The 17,124-nt window shown below is 73.3% G+C and carries 13 protein-coding genes; 8 read left to right on the top strand and 5 right to left on the bottom strand.

All coding sequences use genetic code 11. The annotated features are described in order from the left end of the window. Nucleotides 1–27: 27 nt before the first annotated feature. Entirely contained in the window at nucleotides 28–2,244 is a 2,217-nt protein-coding gene (locus WME85_RS17890) for a sodium-translocating pyrophosphatase (RefSeq protein ID WP_437839770.1), read from the bottom strand. Nucleotides 2,245–2,407: 163 nt separating this feature from the next. Continuing rightward, entirely contained in the window at nucleotides 2,408–4,027 is a 1,620-nt protein-coding gene (locus WME85_RS17885) for a TolC family protein (protein ID WP_437839768.1), read from the bottom strand. Nucleotides 4,028–4,556: 529 nt separating this feature from the next. Here WME85_RS17885 and WME85_RS17880 point away from each other — a divergent pair. The 5 genes from WME85_RS17880 to WME85_RS17860 all read left to right on the top strand — a co-directional run bounded on the left by WME85_RS17880 (nucleotide 4,557) and on the right by WME85_RS17860 (nucleotide 11,864). Further along, complete coding sequence (locus tag WME85_RS17880; RefSeq protein WP_437839767.1) at nucleotides 4,557–6,335, top strand: c-type cytochrome; 1,779 nt, start codon at nucleotides 4,557–4,559, stop codon at nucleotides 6,333–6,335. Nucleotides 6,336–6,448: 113 nt separating this feature from the next. Continuing rightward, nucleotides 6,449–8,704 carry a hypothetical protein gene (locus WME85_RS17875; protein ID WP_437839766.1) on the top strand — a complete coding sequence of 752 codons (2,256 nt, stop codon included), beginning with the start codon at nucleotides 6,449–6,451 and terminating at the stop codon, nucleotides 8,702–8,704. A 95-nt stretch (nucleotides 8,705–8,799) separates the two neighbouring features. Then, nucleotides 8,800–10,416 carry an aldehyde dehydrogenase family protein gene (locus tag WME85_RS17870; protein ID WP_437839764.1) on the top strand — a complete coding sequence of 539 codons (1,617 nt, stop codon included), beginning with the start codon at nucleotides 8,800–8,802 and terminating at the stop codon, nucleotides 10,414–10,416. Between the two features lie 25 nt (nucleotides 10,417–10,441). Continuing rightward, the gene (gene surE / locus WME85_RS17865; RefSeq protein ID WP_437839762.1) at nucleotides 10,442–11,218 is read left to right on the top strand and encodes a 5'/3'-nucleotidase SurE; all 777 of its coding nucleotides are present in this window, start codon (nucleotides 10,442–10,444) and stop codon (nucleotides 11,216–11,218) included. Nucleotides 11,219–11,285: 67 nt separating this feature from the next. Next, nucleotides 11,286–11,864 carry an adenine phosphoribosyltransferase gene (locus WME85_RS17860; RefSeq protein WP_437839761.1) on the top strand — a complete coding sequence of 193 codons (579 nt, stop codon included), beginning with the start codon at nucleotides 11,286–11,288 and terminating at the stop codon, nucleotides 11,862–11,864. Between the two features lie 4 nt (nucleotides 11,865–11,868). On the opposite strand, the gene WME85_RS17855 is transcribed toward WME85_RS17860, so the two are convergent. After that, on the bottom strand, nucleotides 11,869–13,074 hold the full coding sequence (locus WME85_RS17855; protein WP_437839759.1) for a hypothetical protein: 1,206 nt from the start codon (nucleotides 13,072–13,074) through the stop codon (nucleotides 11,869–11,871). 143 nt (nucleotides 13,075–13,217) lie between these two features. On the opposite strand from WME85_RS17855, the gene WME85_RS17850 reads away from it, so the two are divergent. Both WME85_RS17850 and WME85_RS17845 read left to right on the top strand, forming a co-directional pair. Continuing rightward, nucleotides 13,218–14,477, top strand: coding sequence for an esterase/lipase family protein (locus tag WME85_RS17850; RefSeq protein WP_437839758.1), 1,260 nt, complete (start codon nucleotides 13,218–13,220; stop codon nucleotides 14,475–14,477). Further along, nucleotides 14,474–15,241: a uracil-DNA glycosylase gene (locus WME85_RS17845; RefSeq protein WP_437839757.1), complete on the top strand. Its 768-nt coding sequence runs from the start codon at nucleotides 14,474–14,476 to the stop codon at nucleotides 15,239–15,241. The genes WME85_RS17850 and WME85_RS17845 overlap by 4 nt, the downstream gene beginning before the upstream one ends. A gap of 97 nt (nucleotides 15,242–15,338) precedes the next feature. Here the strand turns inward: WME85_RS17845 and grxD are convergent, their stop codons facing one another. After that, nucleotides 15,339–15,653 carry a Grx4 family monothiol glutaredoxin gene (gene grxD, locus WME85_RS17840; protein WP_437839756.1) on the bottom strand — a complete coding sequence of 105 codons (315 nt, stop codon included), beginning with the start codon at nucleotides 15,651–15,653 and terminating at the stop codon, nucleotides 15,339–15,341. Nucleotides 15,654–15,859: 206 nt separating this feature from the next. Then, a complete protein-coding gene (locus WME85_RS17835; protein WP_437839755.1) occupies nucleotides 15,860–16,216 on the bottom strand; it encodes a hypothetical protein in 357 nt (118 codons plus the stop codon). 112 nt (nucleotides 16,217–16,328) lie between these two features. Between WME85_RS17835 and WME85_RS17830 the strand changes: the two genes are divergently transcribed. Beyond that, nucleotides 16,329–17,003: a hypothetical protein gene (locus WME85_RS17830; protein ID WP_436617615.1), complete on the top strand. Its 675-nt coding sequence runs from the start codon at nucleotides 16,329–16,331 to the stop codon at nucleotides 17,001–17,003. Nucleotides 17,004–17,124 lie beyond the last annotated feature (121 nt).

Below are 17,124 nucleotides of genomic sequence, written 5' to 3'. Positions count from 1 at the left end.
CGGATCCCGCTGGATGAAGAACCGGCATCAGATGAAGAACGGCAAGAACACGATGGTCACGGCGGGAAGCATCTTGATGAGCACATGGATCGCGGGACCGGCCACATCCTTGAGGGGATCGCCGATCGTGTCGCCAACGACGGCGGCGCCGTAGGTGGGGTTGTCCGCTCGCGCCCCGGTCTCGTCGACAAGGTAGCGCCCGCCGTGCGCGCCGGTCGCGATGTACTGCCTCGCATTGTCCCAGATCGCCCCGGTATTCCCCAAGAAGAGCGACCCGAGGACGCCTGCGACCGTCCCGGCCATGATCAGGGCCGCGACTGAATCCGCCGCGGCCAGAGGATTATCTTCCGTCCTTGCAAAGCGCAAGGCAAGTCCCACGACGACGGGCACCGCCGCCGACACCAGGGCTGGCGCGATCATGTGGCGTAGCGCGGCCTGCGAGACCATCTCGACGCAGGGCTCGTGGTCGCCGACGAAGCCCGGCGGGCGAGCTCGTGCCTGGCGCCGCACCTCGTCGAGGACGCGGCGGCCGGCCTGGAGCACGTTGCGGATACAGCGGCCCGCCAGCCAGAAGACAAGGAGAATCCCGACCAGCGCGCCGAGGTAGACCTCGGGGTGGTCGAGGCGCACGACCATGGAAGCCGCCTCGCCGCTGCCCGGCGCGCTCAACGTCAGCGCGCGCCGGCGGGACTCGTCGAGGTAGCCGGCGACCAGGAGCAGCGAGGCGAGCGCTGCCACCCCGGCCGTGTACGCCTTCGTGAGCGCCTTCGTCGTGTTGCCGACCGCGTCCAGCACGAGGGTGCGGCCTCGCACGTCCGGCCGCTCGCGGGCGACCGTCACGGCGACGATGCCGCCGGCGTTGTCCACGATGGGGCCGAACGCGTCCATCGCCAGGACGTACCCGGCGGTGCCCAGCATTCCCATGGTGGCCACCGCGGTGCCGAACAGGCCTCCCCCGGCGAGCCCGGAGCGGGCGCCGAGCAGGTAGGAGCCGAAGGTCGCGCCGACGACGACCAGGAGCGGGAGCACCGAGCTCTCCAGGCCGATGGCGAGCCCGCGCAGCACCGCCATCGCGGAGCCGCTGCGCGCCGCCTCGGCGAGCTCGCGCACCGGGCGATGCCGCTGCTCGGTGTAGTACTGCGTGACGTGCAGCACGCACACGCCCGTCACGATGCCGATGACGCCGCACGCGAAGAAGACGAACCAGTGGGCGCCGAGCAGCCACTTGGCGGCCCCGGCGATCCCGACGGCGTGCAGGATGGCCGTGACATAGAGCCCGCGGACGAGGGCGTTGAAGGCGTCCTCCCGGTCGTCGGTCTTGACGACCATCACGCCGAAGAGCGTCGCGATGAGGCCGAAGGCGCGGCTGACCAGCGGGAAGAGCACGACCGCGAGGGCGCTCGGGAGCCCGGCGTTGTTGCGGAAGAGCATGGCGCCGACCACCATGGCGCCCGCGTTCTCCGTGACGGTCGAGGCGAACACGCCGGCCGCGCGCCCGGCGCAGTCGCCGACCATGTCGCCCGCCAGGTCGACGATCGTGGCGGGGTTCTGCAGGTCGTCCTCGTCGAGCCCGACCTCCGCGCCCGCGAGGTCCGCGCCGACGTCGGCCGCCTTGGAGAACGTGCCGCCGCCGAGCTGCGCCATCAGGGCCGCGAAGGAGGCGCCGAGGGGGTAGCCGGCGATGACCCAGGGGATGGTCGGCGCGAGCGCGAGCGCCTCGGCCGGCTCGGCCCCGAAGCCGCCCCGGAACGCGAGGACCGCGGCGAACAGGCCACCGAGGCCGAGAAGGCTCGCGCTCGCGACGAAGAGCCCTGAAACGGCCCCGCCGCGGAGCGCGATCTGGAGGGCGAGATCGAGCGAGCGGCGGGCGCCGCTCGCCGCGCGAACGCTGGTGCGCGGCGCGATCCACGTCGCGACCCGGCCCGTCGCGACGGCGCTTGCCGCCCCGACCGCGAACGAGAGCGTGAGCCACACCCCGAGCTCCAGCGCCGGCACCGGGTTGTTCTCCCCCGCGCGCCGGAGGAGGCCGTACGCGAGGAAGATGGCGCCCCCGAGCATCGCGGAGACCGCGGCGATCACGCTGCTCTGGCGGCGAAAATACGCCTCGGCGACCCCCTGGACGAGCGCGGCCACGCGCTGCATCTCAGGCTCGACCGCGGGTCGCGCGACGACCCAGCGAGCGAGGTAGGCCGCAAAGGCGAGCCCGATCAGGCCGCCGCTGAGGATGAGCGCAAGCTCCGTCATGACGGGCGGACCGGGCGCGCACCATGGACGCGCTGCCTCGGCCGGTGAGGATGGTGCGGGCGATGCCCGCGGGAGCGCCGCAGGAACCCGCGCTGCAGCGGCGCACGCCTTCCCTACTCCGGCCAGCAGGGCCGCGCAAGCGAAGAAGACGCGCGCGGCCCGCTCATTTCACGTTGTTCGCATCGCGCCCGATCGCGTGGTCGAGCCGGGTCTTCGCGACGAGCGTCCCCACGCGCGCGTTGAGCTGCTGCAGCCGCGCGCGCGTGACCTCGGTCTCCGCGTCCACCACGTCGACGCTCGTGGCCCGTCCCGCCCGGAACAGCTCGGACCGGACGCGCATCGACTCTGCGGCCGCCGCGAGCTGGCGCTCGGCGGACTCGATGCTGCTCGCTGACTTGCTCAGCTCCGCGTAGGCGGACGCCACCTCGAGCCGGAGGCCGTCGCGCAGCGCAGCCTTCTGCTCGGCGACCTGCGTGGTGCGGGCGTTCGCCTCGGCCGACGCAGCCGCGGTGGTGAAGACGTCGTTGAGCACCCAGGAGGCGCGGACGCCCGCGGCCCAGGTCAGGTCGAACTGCTCCCGCGTGGGGAAGATGCGCTGGTTCGGGTTCGCGTAGGTGAGATCGGCGAACGCGTCGACGCGCGGGAAGTAGCCGGCCCGCGTGACCGCCTCGGCCTTCTCGAGGGAGTACTGCGTCTCGTCGAGGGCGCGGATCTCGAGACGCCGCTGGAGCGCCTCCTGGAACAGCGCCGGGAGCGCCTCGGCCGGCGGCTTCGCAGGCGCGCCGCCCATCACGTCGATGCCGAGGGAGAGCGGCCGGTCCTGCGCGGCGCCGAGCGCGATCCGGATCTGGTCGTCCGCGACGAGGAGCGCGGCCTGGGCCTCATTGAGCAGCTGCTCGGCGCTGGCCACCTGGGCCTCCAGGCGGAGCACGTCGGCCCGCGAGAGCAGCCCCACCTCGAAGATGCGGCGCGCGTCCTCGACGTGGGCCCTGGCCTGGGCCACGGCCTCACCTGCGACGACGACCTGCCCCTTCACGCGGACCCAGTTGAAGAACGCGATCTTCGCGTCGGCCGCAGCCTGCAGTGTCTCGGCCTGGAGCTCGAGCTTCTTCGCGCTCTCGGCGTGGGACGCGGCGGCGTATCCCTGAGAGATGCGGAGCACGTAATCCGAGATGGGCAGGGCGAGGTTCGCCGTGAGCGAGTAGCTGTTGAGCGGGCTCGAGAAGGACAGCGCGGTCGCCTGGACCGGCACGCCGCCGCTGTCGACGACACACTGGGCGGCCCCGCCGCCCAGGCACGGGCCGACCCGGATCGGCCCCTGATTGAGCGCTCCGACGATGCCCCCGCCGCCGAGCCCTGCGCTCTCGACCTCGGAGAGGCGCGTGTAGGTCGCCGTCGCCGTCACCCGTGGGAAGAAGTTGACCATCGCCTGGTCGACCCTGGCTGACGCCGCGCGGAGCTCGGCCTGCTTGACGCGCAGCGACGCGCGCGTCCGCAGCGTGGCCTTCGCGACCTCCTCCGGCGTCAGCCCCCCAGGCTGCGGCGCGAGCGCGGTGGCGAGCGGATCTGCCTTCGGCGCCGCCGGCTGGGCTGCAGCGGGAGGGGCCGGCGCGGGCTGCGGCAAGCCGGCGGCGGGAGGGGCCGGCGCGGGCGGCGGGGCGACCGGCGGCTGCGCGACGGGCTGCGCCGCCGCCGGCGAGGCGATGAGCCCGAGGGCGAGCAGCCCGGCGAGCGTCGAAGCCAGCGAGATGCTGCGTCGAGACGAGGGTGCGGTGCTTTTCATGACCGGTCGGTCACTTATGGGCGGCGTAAGCACCCGTCAAGTCACAGGCGATCATCCGCATCGTCCTCGGCGATCGCTCGGCTCACCGTCTCGCGAGCGTGACCGGCAGCATGCGCGCTCCACGGCGGCGCGCCTCACCGCTGGCGCGCAAGGGTCCATGACCGCGCCGGGCAGCGTCCGTGAACACGCCGGGCAGCGTCCGTGACCACGCCGGGCGCCAGGCAGCGACCGTGACCGCGTTGGGCTCTGGCGTGTTCGTCATGCCGTGCCGCAGTGGGCCATGACAGCCGGGACATCTGCGCCGGCGCGCGGGAGGTGAATCGCCGTCTGCTGCACCGTCCCGTGCACCGCTCGTACCCACGAAGCGCGTTGTGGACGGCAGCAATTCGTCGCTCGCTCCACGGCAACGCGTATTGCAGCGCTCCATCGGATAGCCGAACATCCAATGAAGTGGCCGCCATCTTGCTTGGCGGCGGACCGGAGGCCCCTCATGCATAGACTGCTTGCATCGCGCCGCAGCTTGTCCCCGATGCTCGCCATCCTGGCGACCGCATCATCCTTTGCCGCCTGCGCTCCGTGGGAGCTCGCAGAGGACGATCCCCCCCAGGTCGATGATCCCGGGAGCGTCTCGATCGCGGCAGAGCCGCCGCCAGCGATCAGCGGCGGGACGCTCGCCGTGAGCAAGAGCGCAGTCAGGGCGGTGGCCTCGGATCCGGATCGCGATCGGGTGTGGGTCGTCGATCTCGAGGCGCAGAAGCTGACCGCGGAGATCGTCCTGGAGAAGGGCGACGAGCCGGGCCGGGTCGTCGAGGATGACGCGGGGCGGTTCCACGTCGCGCTCCGCCGCGGCGGCGCGATCGTCACGATCGACGCGGGCAGCGGCAAGATCGTCGACCGGCGCGCGGCGTGCCCGGCCCCGAGGGGCATCGCCTACGATGCCACGACAGACGCGCTCCACGTCGCCTGCCTCGGCGGCGAGCTCGTGACGCTGCCGGCCGGCCCCGGGGCGGCGACGCGCGCATTGCGGCTCGAGCGCGACCTGCGCGACGTCGTCGTGGATGGCGATCGGCTCCTGGTCAGCAAGTTCCGCTCGGCGCAGCTGCTCACCGTCGACGGGGACGGCAGCGTCGTGGCGCGCCAGTCGGCGCCGCAGTTCGACCTGTTCGGGCAGCAGTTCTCCCCGGTCGTCGCCTGGCGGACGCTCAAGCTGCCGACGGGGGGCGTCGCGATGGTGCACCAGCGGGCCCTGGTCGCGCCCGTCGAGATCGTCGAGGGCGGCTACAGCTCCGGCGGCTGCGACGGGAGCATCGTGCACAGCACGGTGTCGGAGCTCGGGACGCCGGCGTCCGAGGGCCAGACGAGAGTCTCCGCTGCCATCCCGTCCGCGACCCTCCCCGTCGATCTGGCGATCTCGAACGACGGCGCGTCCTACGCGGTCGTCGCGGCCGGCACGAGCGAGGTCCTCGTGACCAGCCGTGTGAGCCTGTCCCGGGACGTAGGGTTCGAATTCAATGGCGAGGATCCCTGCGATCAGACGTCCCAGCGGATCGCGGTGGACGGCGAGCCCACCGCCGTCGCGTTCGCCGGCAGCGCCATGATCGTGCAGACCCGCGAGCCGGCGACCCTCCAGGTGGTCGCGCTCGACGGCTCCAGGCCCCGCACCATCACGCTCCCCGGGGAGAGCCGGAAGGACACCGGCCACGAGATGTTCCACAAGAACGCGTCAGGCCCGATGGCGTGCGCGTCGTGCCATCCGGAAGGCGGCGAGGACGGCCACACCTGGGTCTTCAACCCCATCGGGCCGCGGCGCACCCAGTTCGTGAGCGGCGGGATCCTCAACACCGCGCCGTTCCACTGGGACGGCGACATGTCCGGCATCGAGGCGATCATGGGCGAGGTGTTCGAGCGGCGCATGGGCGGCATGCACCAGGGCCCCCGGCGGGTGAAGATCTTCGCCCGGTGGATCGACAGCCTCCCCGCGCCGCCGGTGTCGTCGGCCCCGAGCGCCGACGCCGTGGCGCGCGGCGAAGCCCTCTTCCACGACAAGACCGTGGACTGCGCGAGCTGCCACGCGGGCGCCCAGCTCACGAACAACGAGTCGTTCAACGTCGGCACGGGCAAGGCCTTCCAGGTGCCGTCGCTGGTCCGGATCGGCGCCCGCGCGCCGTTCATGCACGACGGGTGCGCGGCGACGCTGAAGGACCGGTTCGTCAACCTCATCTGCGGCGGCGGCGACAGGCACGGCAAGACGTCCCACCTGTCGGACGAGCAGATCGACGACCTGGTCGCCTACCTCGAGACCCTCTGACGCCCCTCCCGCCGGCTCCCGGGGCGGGATTTCCGCCGGGGAGCCCGCCCCGATCGCGCCCCCCTCACCGCGAATGATGTAACGAGCGCCGAGCCGCGATATGCTGGCGCGGCGTGAACGTCGCAGAACAAGTCGCCACCCTCGAAGCGCTCCTCCAGCGGGTGCAGCGGAACGCCGCTGCGCCTCGAACCCGGACGCAGCTCCCGGTCTCGGCCGAGCTCGTCCCGCACCGCGGTGAAGTGCCCGGCGCCATCGCCAACGACATCGCAGGCGCGGCCTCGCCGGACGGCAGGCTGAGCCCGGCGGAGACGTCGCTGGCAGGCGAAGCGCGGACCGCAGCGGCGGCCGGCGCGGTCGCGCCGCGCGCCCTCGATCCGGTCCTGGACGACGTCGGCGGAATCGACGGCGCGAGTCCAGCCGGCGATGCGCGCCAGGTCGCCGCGTCGCCGGGCGCTCAGGCGCCGAAGCAGCCGGCTGCGGCGGCCAGAGCACCGCAGCAGCCTCAGCCTGCCGCGAAGGCGCCGCAGCAGCCGCAGCCTGCGAAGACGCCGCAGCAACCTCCGGTGAAGACGCCCGCGGCGGCCGCGTCCGTCGCGACCGGGGCCAAGGCGCCGGCCGGCAAGCCCGCCGCCGGAACGCCGGCGCGCACCCCGGCGCCCTCGGCCGGCTCACCCGAGAGGCCCGCGGCCGCGAGGCCCGCAGCGTCGCTCGACCTGCCGCGGGCCGAAGCCCGCGACGCTGGCCCCCCCGCCGGCGCGCAGGAGACCTACCGTCCGCCCGCGGAGCCCGAGATCAAGCCGAGAGAGGCGGCCAGACCCGCGGCGGCCAAGGTCACGGCGCCGGTCGCCAGGTCAGCCGGCCAGGGCAGGGACGCGCTCTCCGGGGGCCCGGCGATACCGCCGGCCCGCGGCTCCAGCCCGCGCGCAGAAGGCAAGCCGTTCTTCCCTCACGAGGACGCCACGGCGAGGCCGAAGGTGGCCGAGAGCGACAGCGAGCTCTCGTTCGCAGGGCTCCTCCCCGACGAGCCGGAGCCCGCGCAGAGGCCGGGTGCAGCGCTGAAGCTCCCTGCCGATCGCAGGCCGGCGCCGGAAGCTGCAGAGCGCAGGTCGTTGCCCGACCGCGCCGAGGCGCCCGCCGCGGCGCGCGCCACGACCACGCCGGTCACGAAGGAAGAGATCTTCGAGGAGGCGGCCACGGCGCGCGTGATGGTCGCCACCGGCGAACCGCTCACCCCCAAGGCACCGGCGGAGGCGGCCGCCGCGGCGCGGCGCGCGATCGGGGAGACGCCCGTCGAGCGCGAGCTCAGCCGCGAGATGGTCGACGACGAGCCGACCGTGATCCGCGGCATGCTCGAGGACGAGCCGACCGTGATCCGCTCGCGGCCCGAGGGCCTGGAAGACGAGGAGACCGCGGTCCGCTCCGCGCGCTCCGAGGCCCAGGCGATCGCGCGCTCGGTCCAGGATCAGGAGACCGTCGAGGCGCCGCCCGGGGTGCTGCCCAGGGAGGCGAGCGAGGAAGCCGAGCGCAGGGCCAGGCCGAAGCCCGCCGACCGCGACCTGCTCCCGAAGGTCATCACCAAGGATCCGCCCCTTCCGGCGGAGCGAGCGCCGAAGCAGTCCGAGGTCGCGACGACGCGGCCGCCCGCCGAGGCCAACGTCGTCACCGAGCTCCCGCCGCCGCGCCCTCGCTCTCGCGTGGGCATCGCCCTCGCGGTCGTGGCGCTCCTTGTGGCGGGCGGGGCCGTGGCGCACCGGCTCGGGCTGTTCGGCTCCGAGCCGGCGCCCCTCCCCAACGTCGCCCCCGACGCCGTCCCGGGAGCAACCCAGGGGGTCACGGCCCAGCCCACGGCCGCGCAGCCTGCCGAGACGGCGCCGACACCTCCTCCGGCGCCCGTCGAGACCGCGACCGCAGCGCCGTCGGCCGTCGAGACGGCGGTGCCGGCCGAGACCGCAGCGCCCGCTGCGAGCGCTGCGCCTGCCGCGGGCAGCGCGGAGGACCTGCCGTCGAACCGTGGCCATCTGCTGGTCAAGTCGTCCGAGCAGGCCTCGGTGTACGTGAACGGCTCGCTCGCCGGGGCCACGGGAGAGACGCTCGATGTTCCTTGCGGGACGCGTTACGTGCGGCTCGGCAAGCTGACGACCGAGAAGACGTCGACCCCCACGTGGCTCTCCGCCGGCCAGGCCGTGATCGTGGGCTGCCGCAAGAAGACCGAGGTGTCGATCGACGCCACGGCCGCGAGCCCGGCGCCCGAGCGGCCCGCGAAGCGGAAAGCCAGCCCCTCTGGCACCCCCGCCCCTGACCAAGAGGGCGCCGCGCCGGCGCCCGCCGGGGGAGACGCGCCTTCCGCTCCCGCTGACCCCGCCCAGTAGCAGCCCAACTCCGCGCTGATCTGTTCGAAGCCGCCTTTCGGGCGGCCGTACGCTGCTGCCGGGGGCCAGGAGCGCGGTGCTAGGCTGCGCGCTTCATGGAATCCAACACGACTGCCCTCCCCCACGCGGAAGGCACGGCGGCGGATGAAGCAGCGGCCGCGCCGGCGCGCGGCAGGGCGGCGGGCGCTGGGCCCTTCCCGGCGCGCGGCCCAGCAGGGGGCGAGCTCCCGGACGACGTCGAGGAGACAGCGCCCAGCGCCGTCGGGGAGCTCGTCGCCCGAGCTCGGACGGCGCAGAGCGCCTGGGCCGAGGTCCCGGTCCGGGAGCGGGCGGAGGTCATCGCGAGGGTCAAGAAGCGCCTGCTCGCGCGGGCCGAAGAGATCGCGGCGCTCGTGCACCTCGAGTGCGGCAAGCCGATCGAGGAGGCCGCCCTGGCCGAGGTGCTGCCGAACGCCGATCTCATCGACTACTGGACCCTGTCGATCGAGGAGCTGCTCGACGCGTCTCCCGTGGATCTCGATCCCCTCGCCTACCCCGGCAAGGTCGGGCGGATCCAGAGGGCCCCGCGCGGCGTCGTCGCGCTCATCACGCCGTGGAACTACCCGGTTGCGATCCCGCTGCGCACGATCGTGCCGGCGCTGCTCGCGGGCAACGCCGTGGTCTTCAAGCCGAGCGAGGTCACGCCGCGCGCCGGAGCGCTCGTGGCCTCGCTGTTCGACGGGCTGCTCCCCGACGGCGTCCTCGCCGTCGCGCAGGGCGGCAGCGACGTCGGCGCCGCGCTGATCGAGGCCGGCGTCGATCTCGTCGTCTTCACCGGCAGCGTCGCCACCGGCAAGGAGATCGCGGTCGCCTGCGCCGAGCGCCTCATCCCGACGTCCCTCGAGCTCGGCGGGAAGGACAGCGCGATCGTGCTCGGCGACTGCGACCTGGAGCGCGCCGCGCGCGGCGTCGTCTGGGGGGCCTTCACGAACGCCGGACAGAACTGCGCCTCGATCGAGCGCGTCTACGTCGAGCGAGCGATCGCGGACCGCTTCATCGAGCGCGTCGTCGCCCTCACCGGGCAGCTCCGTGCCGGCGTCGACGTCGGGGTGATGACGACCGCACGGCAGGCGCAGGTCGTGCGGCGGCAGCTCGCGGCGGCGGTCGAGGGAGGGGCGGAGATCCTCGCCGGTGGCGCGCCGGAGCAGGGCTCGCTCGCCTTCCCGCCGACGGTCGTCAGGGTGGAGCGCGAGGACACGCCGCTGCTCCGGGAGGAGACCTTCGGCCCCATCCTCCCTGTTCTCGTGGTGAACGACGCCGAGGAGGCGGTCGCGCGCACCAACGCGTCGCGCTTCGCGCTCACGACCAGCCTCTGGACCCGCGGCCAGGAGCGAGCTCATGCGCTCGCGCGACGGCTGCGCTCGGGGGTGGTGACGATCAACAACCACGGCTTCACGGGCGCGCTCCCGGCCGCCCCGTGGACGGGGACGGGCGACAGCGGCTCCGGCGTCACGAGCAGCCCGCACGCGCTCGCGGAGCTGACGCGGCCCCGCTTCGTCCTGGAAGATCGCAGCAGGGCGAAGAGCGAGCTGTGGTGGTACCCTTATACTCCAGCGCTCCGGACCATCGCCTTCGCGATGGCGCGGGTGCGAGGCGGCGCCGGATGGTTCGGTCGCGCCAGCGCCCTGGTCGAGCTCGCCGCGGCGTTCGTGAAGCGCCTGCTCGGTCGCTGATCCGGAGCCCCCGTCGAGCCAACGCATGCGCCCCTTGATCCTCCTGTCCAACGACGACGGTTACTCGGCCCCAGGTCTGATCGCGGTGCGAGACGAGCTCGCGCGGCACGCCGAGGTCGTCGTGTGCGCCCCCGCGGTCAACCAGAGCGCGACGAGCCACTCCCTGAGCCTGCATCGCGTCCTCCGGCTGCTGGAAGCTGCGCCCGGCGTGTTCGCGGTCGACGGGACGCCCGCCGACTGCATCTATGTGGCCCTTCACGCCGGCACGCGCGTGCTCCCGCGCCGCCCTGATCTGGTCGTGTCCGGCATGAACCACGGGCTCAACCTGGGCTCCGACATCTTCTACTCGGGGACGGTGGCCGCCGCGCGCGAAGGAGCGATGCGCGGCATCCCGTCGATCGCGCTCTCCGCCGACGCAGGCGCGTCGCGCGAGGCCGCCGCGGCCCTCGGCGTGAAGCTCGCGCTCGCGCTGCACCGCGCCGCCGGGCAGGCAGCTCGCCGGCCTGCGCCGCTGCTCAACGTCAACATCCCCGCGGGCAGCAGCTGGCCCGTGCGCGCCACGCGCATCGGCGCGCGCCTGTACACCGAAGAGGTGATCTTCCGCCAGGATCCGCGCGGGCACGAGTACCTCTGGATCGGCGGCGCAGGCGTGCGCCACGACCTCGTCCCCGGCTCGGATACCGAGGCCTACGACGAGGGGGCCGTCAGCGTCACCCCCCTGACGCTCGACCTGTTCGCAGCGCAGCACGAGGGCATCGCGAGCGGCATCGCCGCGGAGCTCAACGACGGCCGCACGCCCTGACGGCGGTCACGCGGCGGCGCCCAGCGCCGCTTTCCGGCACGCGGGCGCTCGCCTAGGCTCGGCGCGCATGTTCAACCACGACGACCTGCCCTCGGAGCACGCGCTCCGTTACCTCAAGGCCCACCTCCGCAACGTCCCGGATTTTCCGAAGCCGGGCATCCTCTTCAAGGACATCACGCCGCTCCTCGCGGACCCGCGGGCGCTCCACATCACGCTGGATCTCCTGGCCCAGCGTTACATCGGCGAGCACGTCGACGTCGTGGTCGGCGTCGAGTCGCGGGGCTTCATCTTCGGGGGCGCGCTGTCGGCCCGGCTCAACGCGGGCTTCGTGCCCGTGCGCAAGCCCGGCAAGCTCCCGGCCGCGACCGATCGCGTGGCGTACGCGCTCGAGTACGGCACGGCGGAGCTCGAGATGCACAAGGGCTCCCTCAAGCCGGGAGCCAGGGTCCTCGTGGTGGACGATCTGCTCGCGACCGGCGGCACGGCGGCGGCTGCGGCGGAGCTTGCGCGCAAACAGGGCGGCGAGATCGCCGGCTTTGCCTTCGTCGTCGAGCTCGACTTCCTCGGCGGCCGGGCGCTCCTCGAGGCGCGCGCTGGAGGCGCGGCGCGCGTCTACTCGATCGTGCGCTTCGCCGCGGGCGAATGACCGTTCAGTCCTGTCCGACGCCGACCTGCAGCTTGCGCGCGACGATGCGGCTCGCGCTCGTCGCGCGGGTCGGCCCGCCGACAGGGAACGTAATCACGACGGAGCCCGCCCCGCCCCTGGCGATGCCGCCGCCGTGCGCCCCCACGAGCTTGCCAAGGCCCGCGAGATCGAGCGAGGCGCCGGCGTTGCGGAGCCCGTCGATCGGCCCCGTTCTTCCGAGCGCCGTCAGCGCCCCGCGATCCACCGCCGCCAGCTCGGCGAAGAGGCCGGAGGAGTAGACGAGCGCCGCCGCCGCCGCCGCCGGATCCGAGCCGCGGAACCAGGCGCCCGCGTCGTGGTAGGGCAGGTGCGCGCAGCGCGCGTACAGCGCGCCGAGCTCAGCGCCGGCCCCATCGGCCATCCGGTCGGCGAGGGCGACGAAGCGCGCGCGGAGCGCGGGATCGAAATACGCGCGCGCGTATCCGCCGGAGAACCGCGCGGTGATCGCGCGCCATGACGGCGAGCGCCCTGCCTCCTCCGGGTCGAACCCGGGGACGATCTCGACGAGCCCGTCGGTCACCGCGGCGAGCTCGGCGTCCGCGCCCGCCGTCAGCTTGCCCTGCGCGATGAGCGCGCCCAGGCCCACGGACTCGGCCATCGGGGGCTCTTGCGCCGCGGCAGCCTGCGCGGCGCCGGCGCCGCGCGGCATCGCCAGCCAGAGCTCGGCGACCCAGCCCGCGAGCTCGAACGGCCCCATCGATGCGCCGGAGTAGATTCGCTTGCGCGCCGCCTCGCAGGTGCGCGCGTTCCGCGCCGCGTCCTCGCCGGCGGTCGTCTCCGGCGCGGGCGGCAGGGCAGCCGGCGTCTCCCGCGAGCGCAGCATGCGCGCCGCGACGAGCACGACGACGATCACGAGCGCGACCGCGCCGATGGGGATCACGATGTGCCGCGTCGGCCGCGCCGACACGCTCGAAGCGGGCGGCGCGAGCGAGCCCACCGCGCGGTGCGCCTGCGCGAGCCGTCGCGCGATGTCGGACGCCTTGCGCGTGCGCAGGTCCTGCGGCAGGAGCGGCCACTGCTCCACCAGCTGCTCCAGGTCGATGGCGACCGGCGCTCCGCGCCCGTGCAGCGCGATCTGCCGCCCCTGGACGCTCACCGATCCCGATGTCCCAAACAGGCCGAGGGCCTCCTGTACAGCCGCTTCGATCTCCCGCGCGCTGAGGTCGTCCACGATCGCAGGGTAACCGGAATTGCGGTCGACCTGCCCCCGCTTCTTCGCGCCTGCGCCCGGAGCTCCTCGGCGCAAGCGTGGGAGGCGCCCGGGGAGCGCGGGAAATGCCACGCCCGGGCGATGAAAATGGCACATTCCTGCGCGTGCAGAAGACGCGCGTCTACCTATCGCCCGGCATGTTCGGCTTCGCCACCCTCGCCTCTCTCGAGTACTTCGAGCATTTCATCCGCGCCATCGAGGAGCGCTTCCGCGACCGCGGCCGCGCCGTCGAGATCCGCGTCTGCGAGGTGCACCCGACCGCGTCCATCCTCCGCCGGGCCGCGAAGCTCGCCCGCCTCGTGGACGAGAGCGCCGGGGACGACGGCGGCCCGATCCACATCATCGGCCACTCGACGGGGGGCCTCGACGCCCGCCTCGTCGCCTCGCCCACGGTGCGCCTCCCCGGCAACGCTCACTGCCGGCTCGGCTGGACGAGCCGGTTGCGGTCGGTCACCACGATCAACACGCCCCACTTCGGCACGCCGCTCGCCGCCTTCTTCGCCACGGTGAGCGGCCAGCGCCTTCTCTACGCGGTCACGGCGCTCACGGTGGCGGGCCTCAAGCTCGGCGCGCCGCCGCTCGCCGCTGCCTCCGCGCTCGTCGCCGCGTTCGGCCGCGCGCAGCTCGGCTTCCTCGAGATCGAGCTCATCGACCGCGCCATCGAGAGCTTCATCCGCGTGCTCGACGACGCCTCGAGCCGCGAGCTGCGCGCCTGGCTGAAGCTCTTGCGCGACGACCAGGGCGCCATCGTTCAGCTGATGCCCGAGGCGATGGATCTGCTCCACGCCGGCCTGCAGGACCGCGCGGGTCTCCGTTACCAGAGCGTCGCGACGTACGCGCCGCGCAACGCCGTCCGCGACTGGGTGTCGGCGCTCCGCTCGCCGTGGGGGGCGATGTCGGCGGCGATCTTCACGGCGCTCTCGAACATCACCGCCCGCCTGAACGAGCACTACCCCTGTCGCTCCCATGACGGCTCGATCGAGCAGAAGCTCGCGCGCGTGCTCGGCGAGCTGCCGCCGCCGGACGCCAACGACGGCGTTGTCCCGCTCGCGTCGCAGGTCTGGGGAGAGCTCATCTGGGCCGGCAAGGCCGACCACCTGGACATCGTCGGCCACTTCCCGGGCAAGGGTGGCCACATCGACTGGCTGGCGAGCGGAGCGCGCTTCAACCGCCTGCGCTTCGACGCGGTGCTCGATCGCATCGTGACCGGGATGGTGGCCGGCGAGCAGAGCAGCGTGGCAGAGCAGGCGGCGCCGCCGCGCCCGGTCATCGAGACGCTCGCGCCGGAGCGCGGCGACGTCGAGCAAGCTGCCGCCGCGGCGAGCGCGATCGGAGCGCCCCCGGCCGGAGAGCCCGCGGCATGAGCGGCGGCGGCGGCGACGCGGCGCGCGCGCTCGAGCAGATCGCGGCAGAGCTCGTCGAGTGCCGGCGCTGCCCTCGCCTCGTGGCGTGGCGCGAGGACATCGCGCGCGAGAAACGGCGCGCCTACCGGGACCAGACCTACTGGGGCCGCCCGGTGCCAGGCTTCGGCGATCCGGATGCGCCGCTCGTGATCGTCGGGCTGGCCCCGGCGGCGCACGGCGCGAACCGCACCGGCCGGATGTTCACGGGCGATCGTTCGGGCGACTTCCTCTATGCGGCGCTCTTTCGAGCCGGGCTCGCCTCGCAGCCGACGAGCACGTCGCGCGACGACGGGCTCTCGCTGCGGGGCGTGTTCATCACCGCTCCGTGCCGCTGCGCTCCCCCGGACAACAAGCCCGAGGGCGCCGAGCTCGCCGCGTGCCGCAGCTGGCTCGAGCGAGAGCTCGACGTCCTGCGCCGCGCCCGCGTTTACCTCGCGCTCGGCAAGATCGGCTATGACGCGGTCGGCGCGCTCGCTCGCCCCCAGCGCGCGTCCGCCGCCGAGATGCGCGCGCAGCGCCGCGCAGAGGACGCCCCTCGCCTGCCGCAGTTCGCGCACGGCGTCGAGGCGACGATCCCCGATCCGCGCGGCGGAGCTGGCGAGGCGCGGCTCTTCGGCAGCTACCACGTCAGCCAGCAGAACACCCAGACCGGGCGGCTCACCGGCGAGATGTTCGACGAGGTCCTGCGCCGCGCCATGAGCGCAGCAGGGCTGCGCGCCGTCTGAGGACTCGCGTTGCCTGGAGCCCACGAGGACCAGCGGAGGTCCTCGCCCGCTCGCGCGCGCCCGGCTCGACCCGCTCGCGGCGGTCGTCGGGCAGCGCCTAGTCCTGCTTCGACAGGAGCTTCTGCAGATCGCCCGACTGGAACATCTCCATCAGGATGTCGGAGCCGCCGACGAACTTCCCGTCCACGTAGACCTGCGGGATCGTCGGCCACTGCGAGTAGTCCTTGATCCCCTGCCGCAGCGAGGGGTCGGCCAGCACGTTGACATCCTTGAACTCCACGCCGCACTTCTTGAGGATGTCGACGGCGCGCGCCGAGAATCCGCATTGCGGGAAGGTCTTGGTGCCCTTCATGAAGAGGACGACGCGGTTGCTCTCGACGGTATCCTTGATCGCCTGGTGGATGTCGCTCATGGCTCGTTCCTGATCTCCCGCCGCGAGCGGGATCGTCCATCTTTCAATGTACACAGAAGCCGCGCGGGATCGCCGGACCACACGCCAAGCTGGCCGGCGGCGAGCTCGCGATGGCCCGGCGCTCGGCTCGCCCTGCGGATCACGTGACCGCCGCGCTCCGGGCGCGAAGTTCTGAGCACGCTTTCTGGTGTCGACCATCGCCCGCGTCAACTGGTCGAGAGCGCCGCGGGCACTCGATGCAGGGGCAGCGCACCTGTGACCGTGAGCGGCGCTGCCGCAGGCACGCCCTCTTCTTCGGCGCGACACGGGCGGATTTGCCGCGACCAGGTCGGCGCGGTGCCGGCGCAGCGCCCCTCGGCGCGCGACAGGCGGCCGCGACCTTGAAGGCCCGCGGCGCTCGACGCGTCGCGATGCTCGTTTCCGTGAAGCTGTCGAACGCTGCTCGATGGCGCGCTCGAAGCGCCGTGGCCTCCCAGGAGCAGCGCCACTTTCGCGCGTTTTCGCGCCTCGGACCCCGGGCGCCTCAGCGTCTGGCTTCGCGCCGGCAAGTCGTTGTAGAACACGTCCCCACCTCAGCCGTCTTACCGACCGTGACCGCGGCCGTGAGCCGCCGCGGGTGTGGCGAGCGTCCAGATATCGCGGCCTCATCCCGCCCAACCCTGTAAGGAGCCTCGTATGCGCGTGTACGTCCTCATCCCTGCGGCACTGCTCGGCCTCGCGGCCCTCGGCTGCGGAGGCAGCGACCCGGAGCCGAACAACCCGTCGCAGATGCAGAACCAGTACGGGGCGTCAACCCAGTACCCGCCTGGACAGTACCCCCCGGGGCAGTACGGTCAGCCCGCCCCGGCCGGGCAGTACGGCCAGCCCGCCCCGGCGGGGCAGTACCCGGCGCCTGCCGGCACGACCCCCACCACGACGACCACGCCCGCCGCGGGCTCGACCGGCGGGCAGGCTGCGCCGATCGCGCCCACGATGGTCGCCGCGGCGACCCCTGTGCTCACCGCCATGGCGGCGTCCGAGGTCCAGGGCATGCAAGCCGAAGGCGGGGCCTTCGCCGGGCAGTTCCAGGACGGCCAGACGCTCGAGCAGCCGTTCAACATCCAGCCGGGCAAGTGTTACTCGGTCATCGGCGTGGGCGTCGGGCTCCAGGAGCTCGACATTCAGCTCGTTGCCCACACGCCGCCGATGCCGCCCGTGGTGCTCGCCCAGGACAGCACCACCGGTCCGAACGCCACGCTCGGCGGCAAGGGGCAGTGCTTCAAGAACCCGCTCCCGATCGGCGGTCCCGCGAAGGCGGTCCTGCGTGCGCGCGGCAGCGGGATGGCCGTCGGCCAGATCTACGTGAAGTAGTCGCCTCCCGCGGCGCCGCCTCCCCGGGCAGTCGCAAGCCCACGCGGCGCCGCGACCCGCGCCTCACGGCCCCGATGCACCGGGGCCGCACGGCGCTGCTCGCGAGCTCCCTCGGGTGTGA

Origin of the sequence: Sorangium sp. So ce1153, from assembly GCF_051521595.1 — a bacterium.
Classification (GTDB): domain Bacteria; phylum Myxococcota_A; class Polyangia; order Polyangiales; family Polyangiaceae; genus Sorangium.
The sequence above is the reverse complement of the archived record's forward strand: the minus strand, read 5'-3'. Positions and strand labels throughout refer to the sequence as shown.

Excerpts from the sequence above, each read along its gene's own strand:
- WME85_RS17890 (WP_437839770.1), bottom strand. The coding sequence starts at position 2,244 with ATGACGGAGCTTGCGCTCATCCTCAGCGGCGGCCTGATCGGGCTCGCC.
- WME85_RS17885 (WP_437839768.1), bottom strand. The coding sequence starts at position 4,027 with ATGAAAAGCACCGCACCCTCGTCTCGACGCAGCATCTCGCTGGCTTCG.
- WME85_RS17880 (WP_437839767.1), top strand. The coding sequence starts at position 4,557 with ATGCTCGCCATCCTGGCGACCGCATCATCCTTTGCCGCCTGCGCTCCG.
- WME85_RS17870 (WP_437839764.1), top strand. The coding sequence starts at position 8,800 with ATGGAATCCAACACGACTGCCCTCCCCCACGCGGAAGGCACGGCGGCG.
- surE (WP_437839762.1), top strand. The coding sequence starts at position 10,442 with ATGCGCCCCTTGATCCTCCTGTCCAACGACGACGGTTACTCGGCCCCA.
- WME85_RS17860 (WP_437839761.1), top strand. The coding sequence starts at position 11,286 with ATGTTCAACCACGACGACCTGCCCTCGGAGCACGCGCTCCGTTACCTC.
- WME85_RS17845 (WP_437839757.1), top strand. The coding sequence starts at position 14,474 with ATGAGCGGCGGCGGCGGCGACGCGGCGCGCGCGCTCGAGCAGATCGCG.
- grxD (WP_437839756.1), bottom strand. The coding sequence starts at position 15,653 with ATGAGCGACATCCACCAGGCGATCAAGGATACCGTCGAGAGCAACCGC.
- WME85_RS17830 (WP_436617615.1), top strand. The coding sequence starts at position 16,329 with ATGCGCGTGTACGTCCTCATCCCTGCGGCACTGCTCGGCCTCGCGGCC.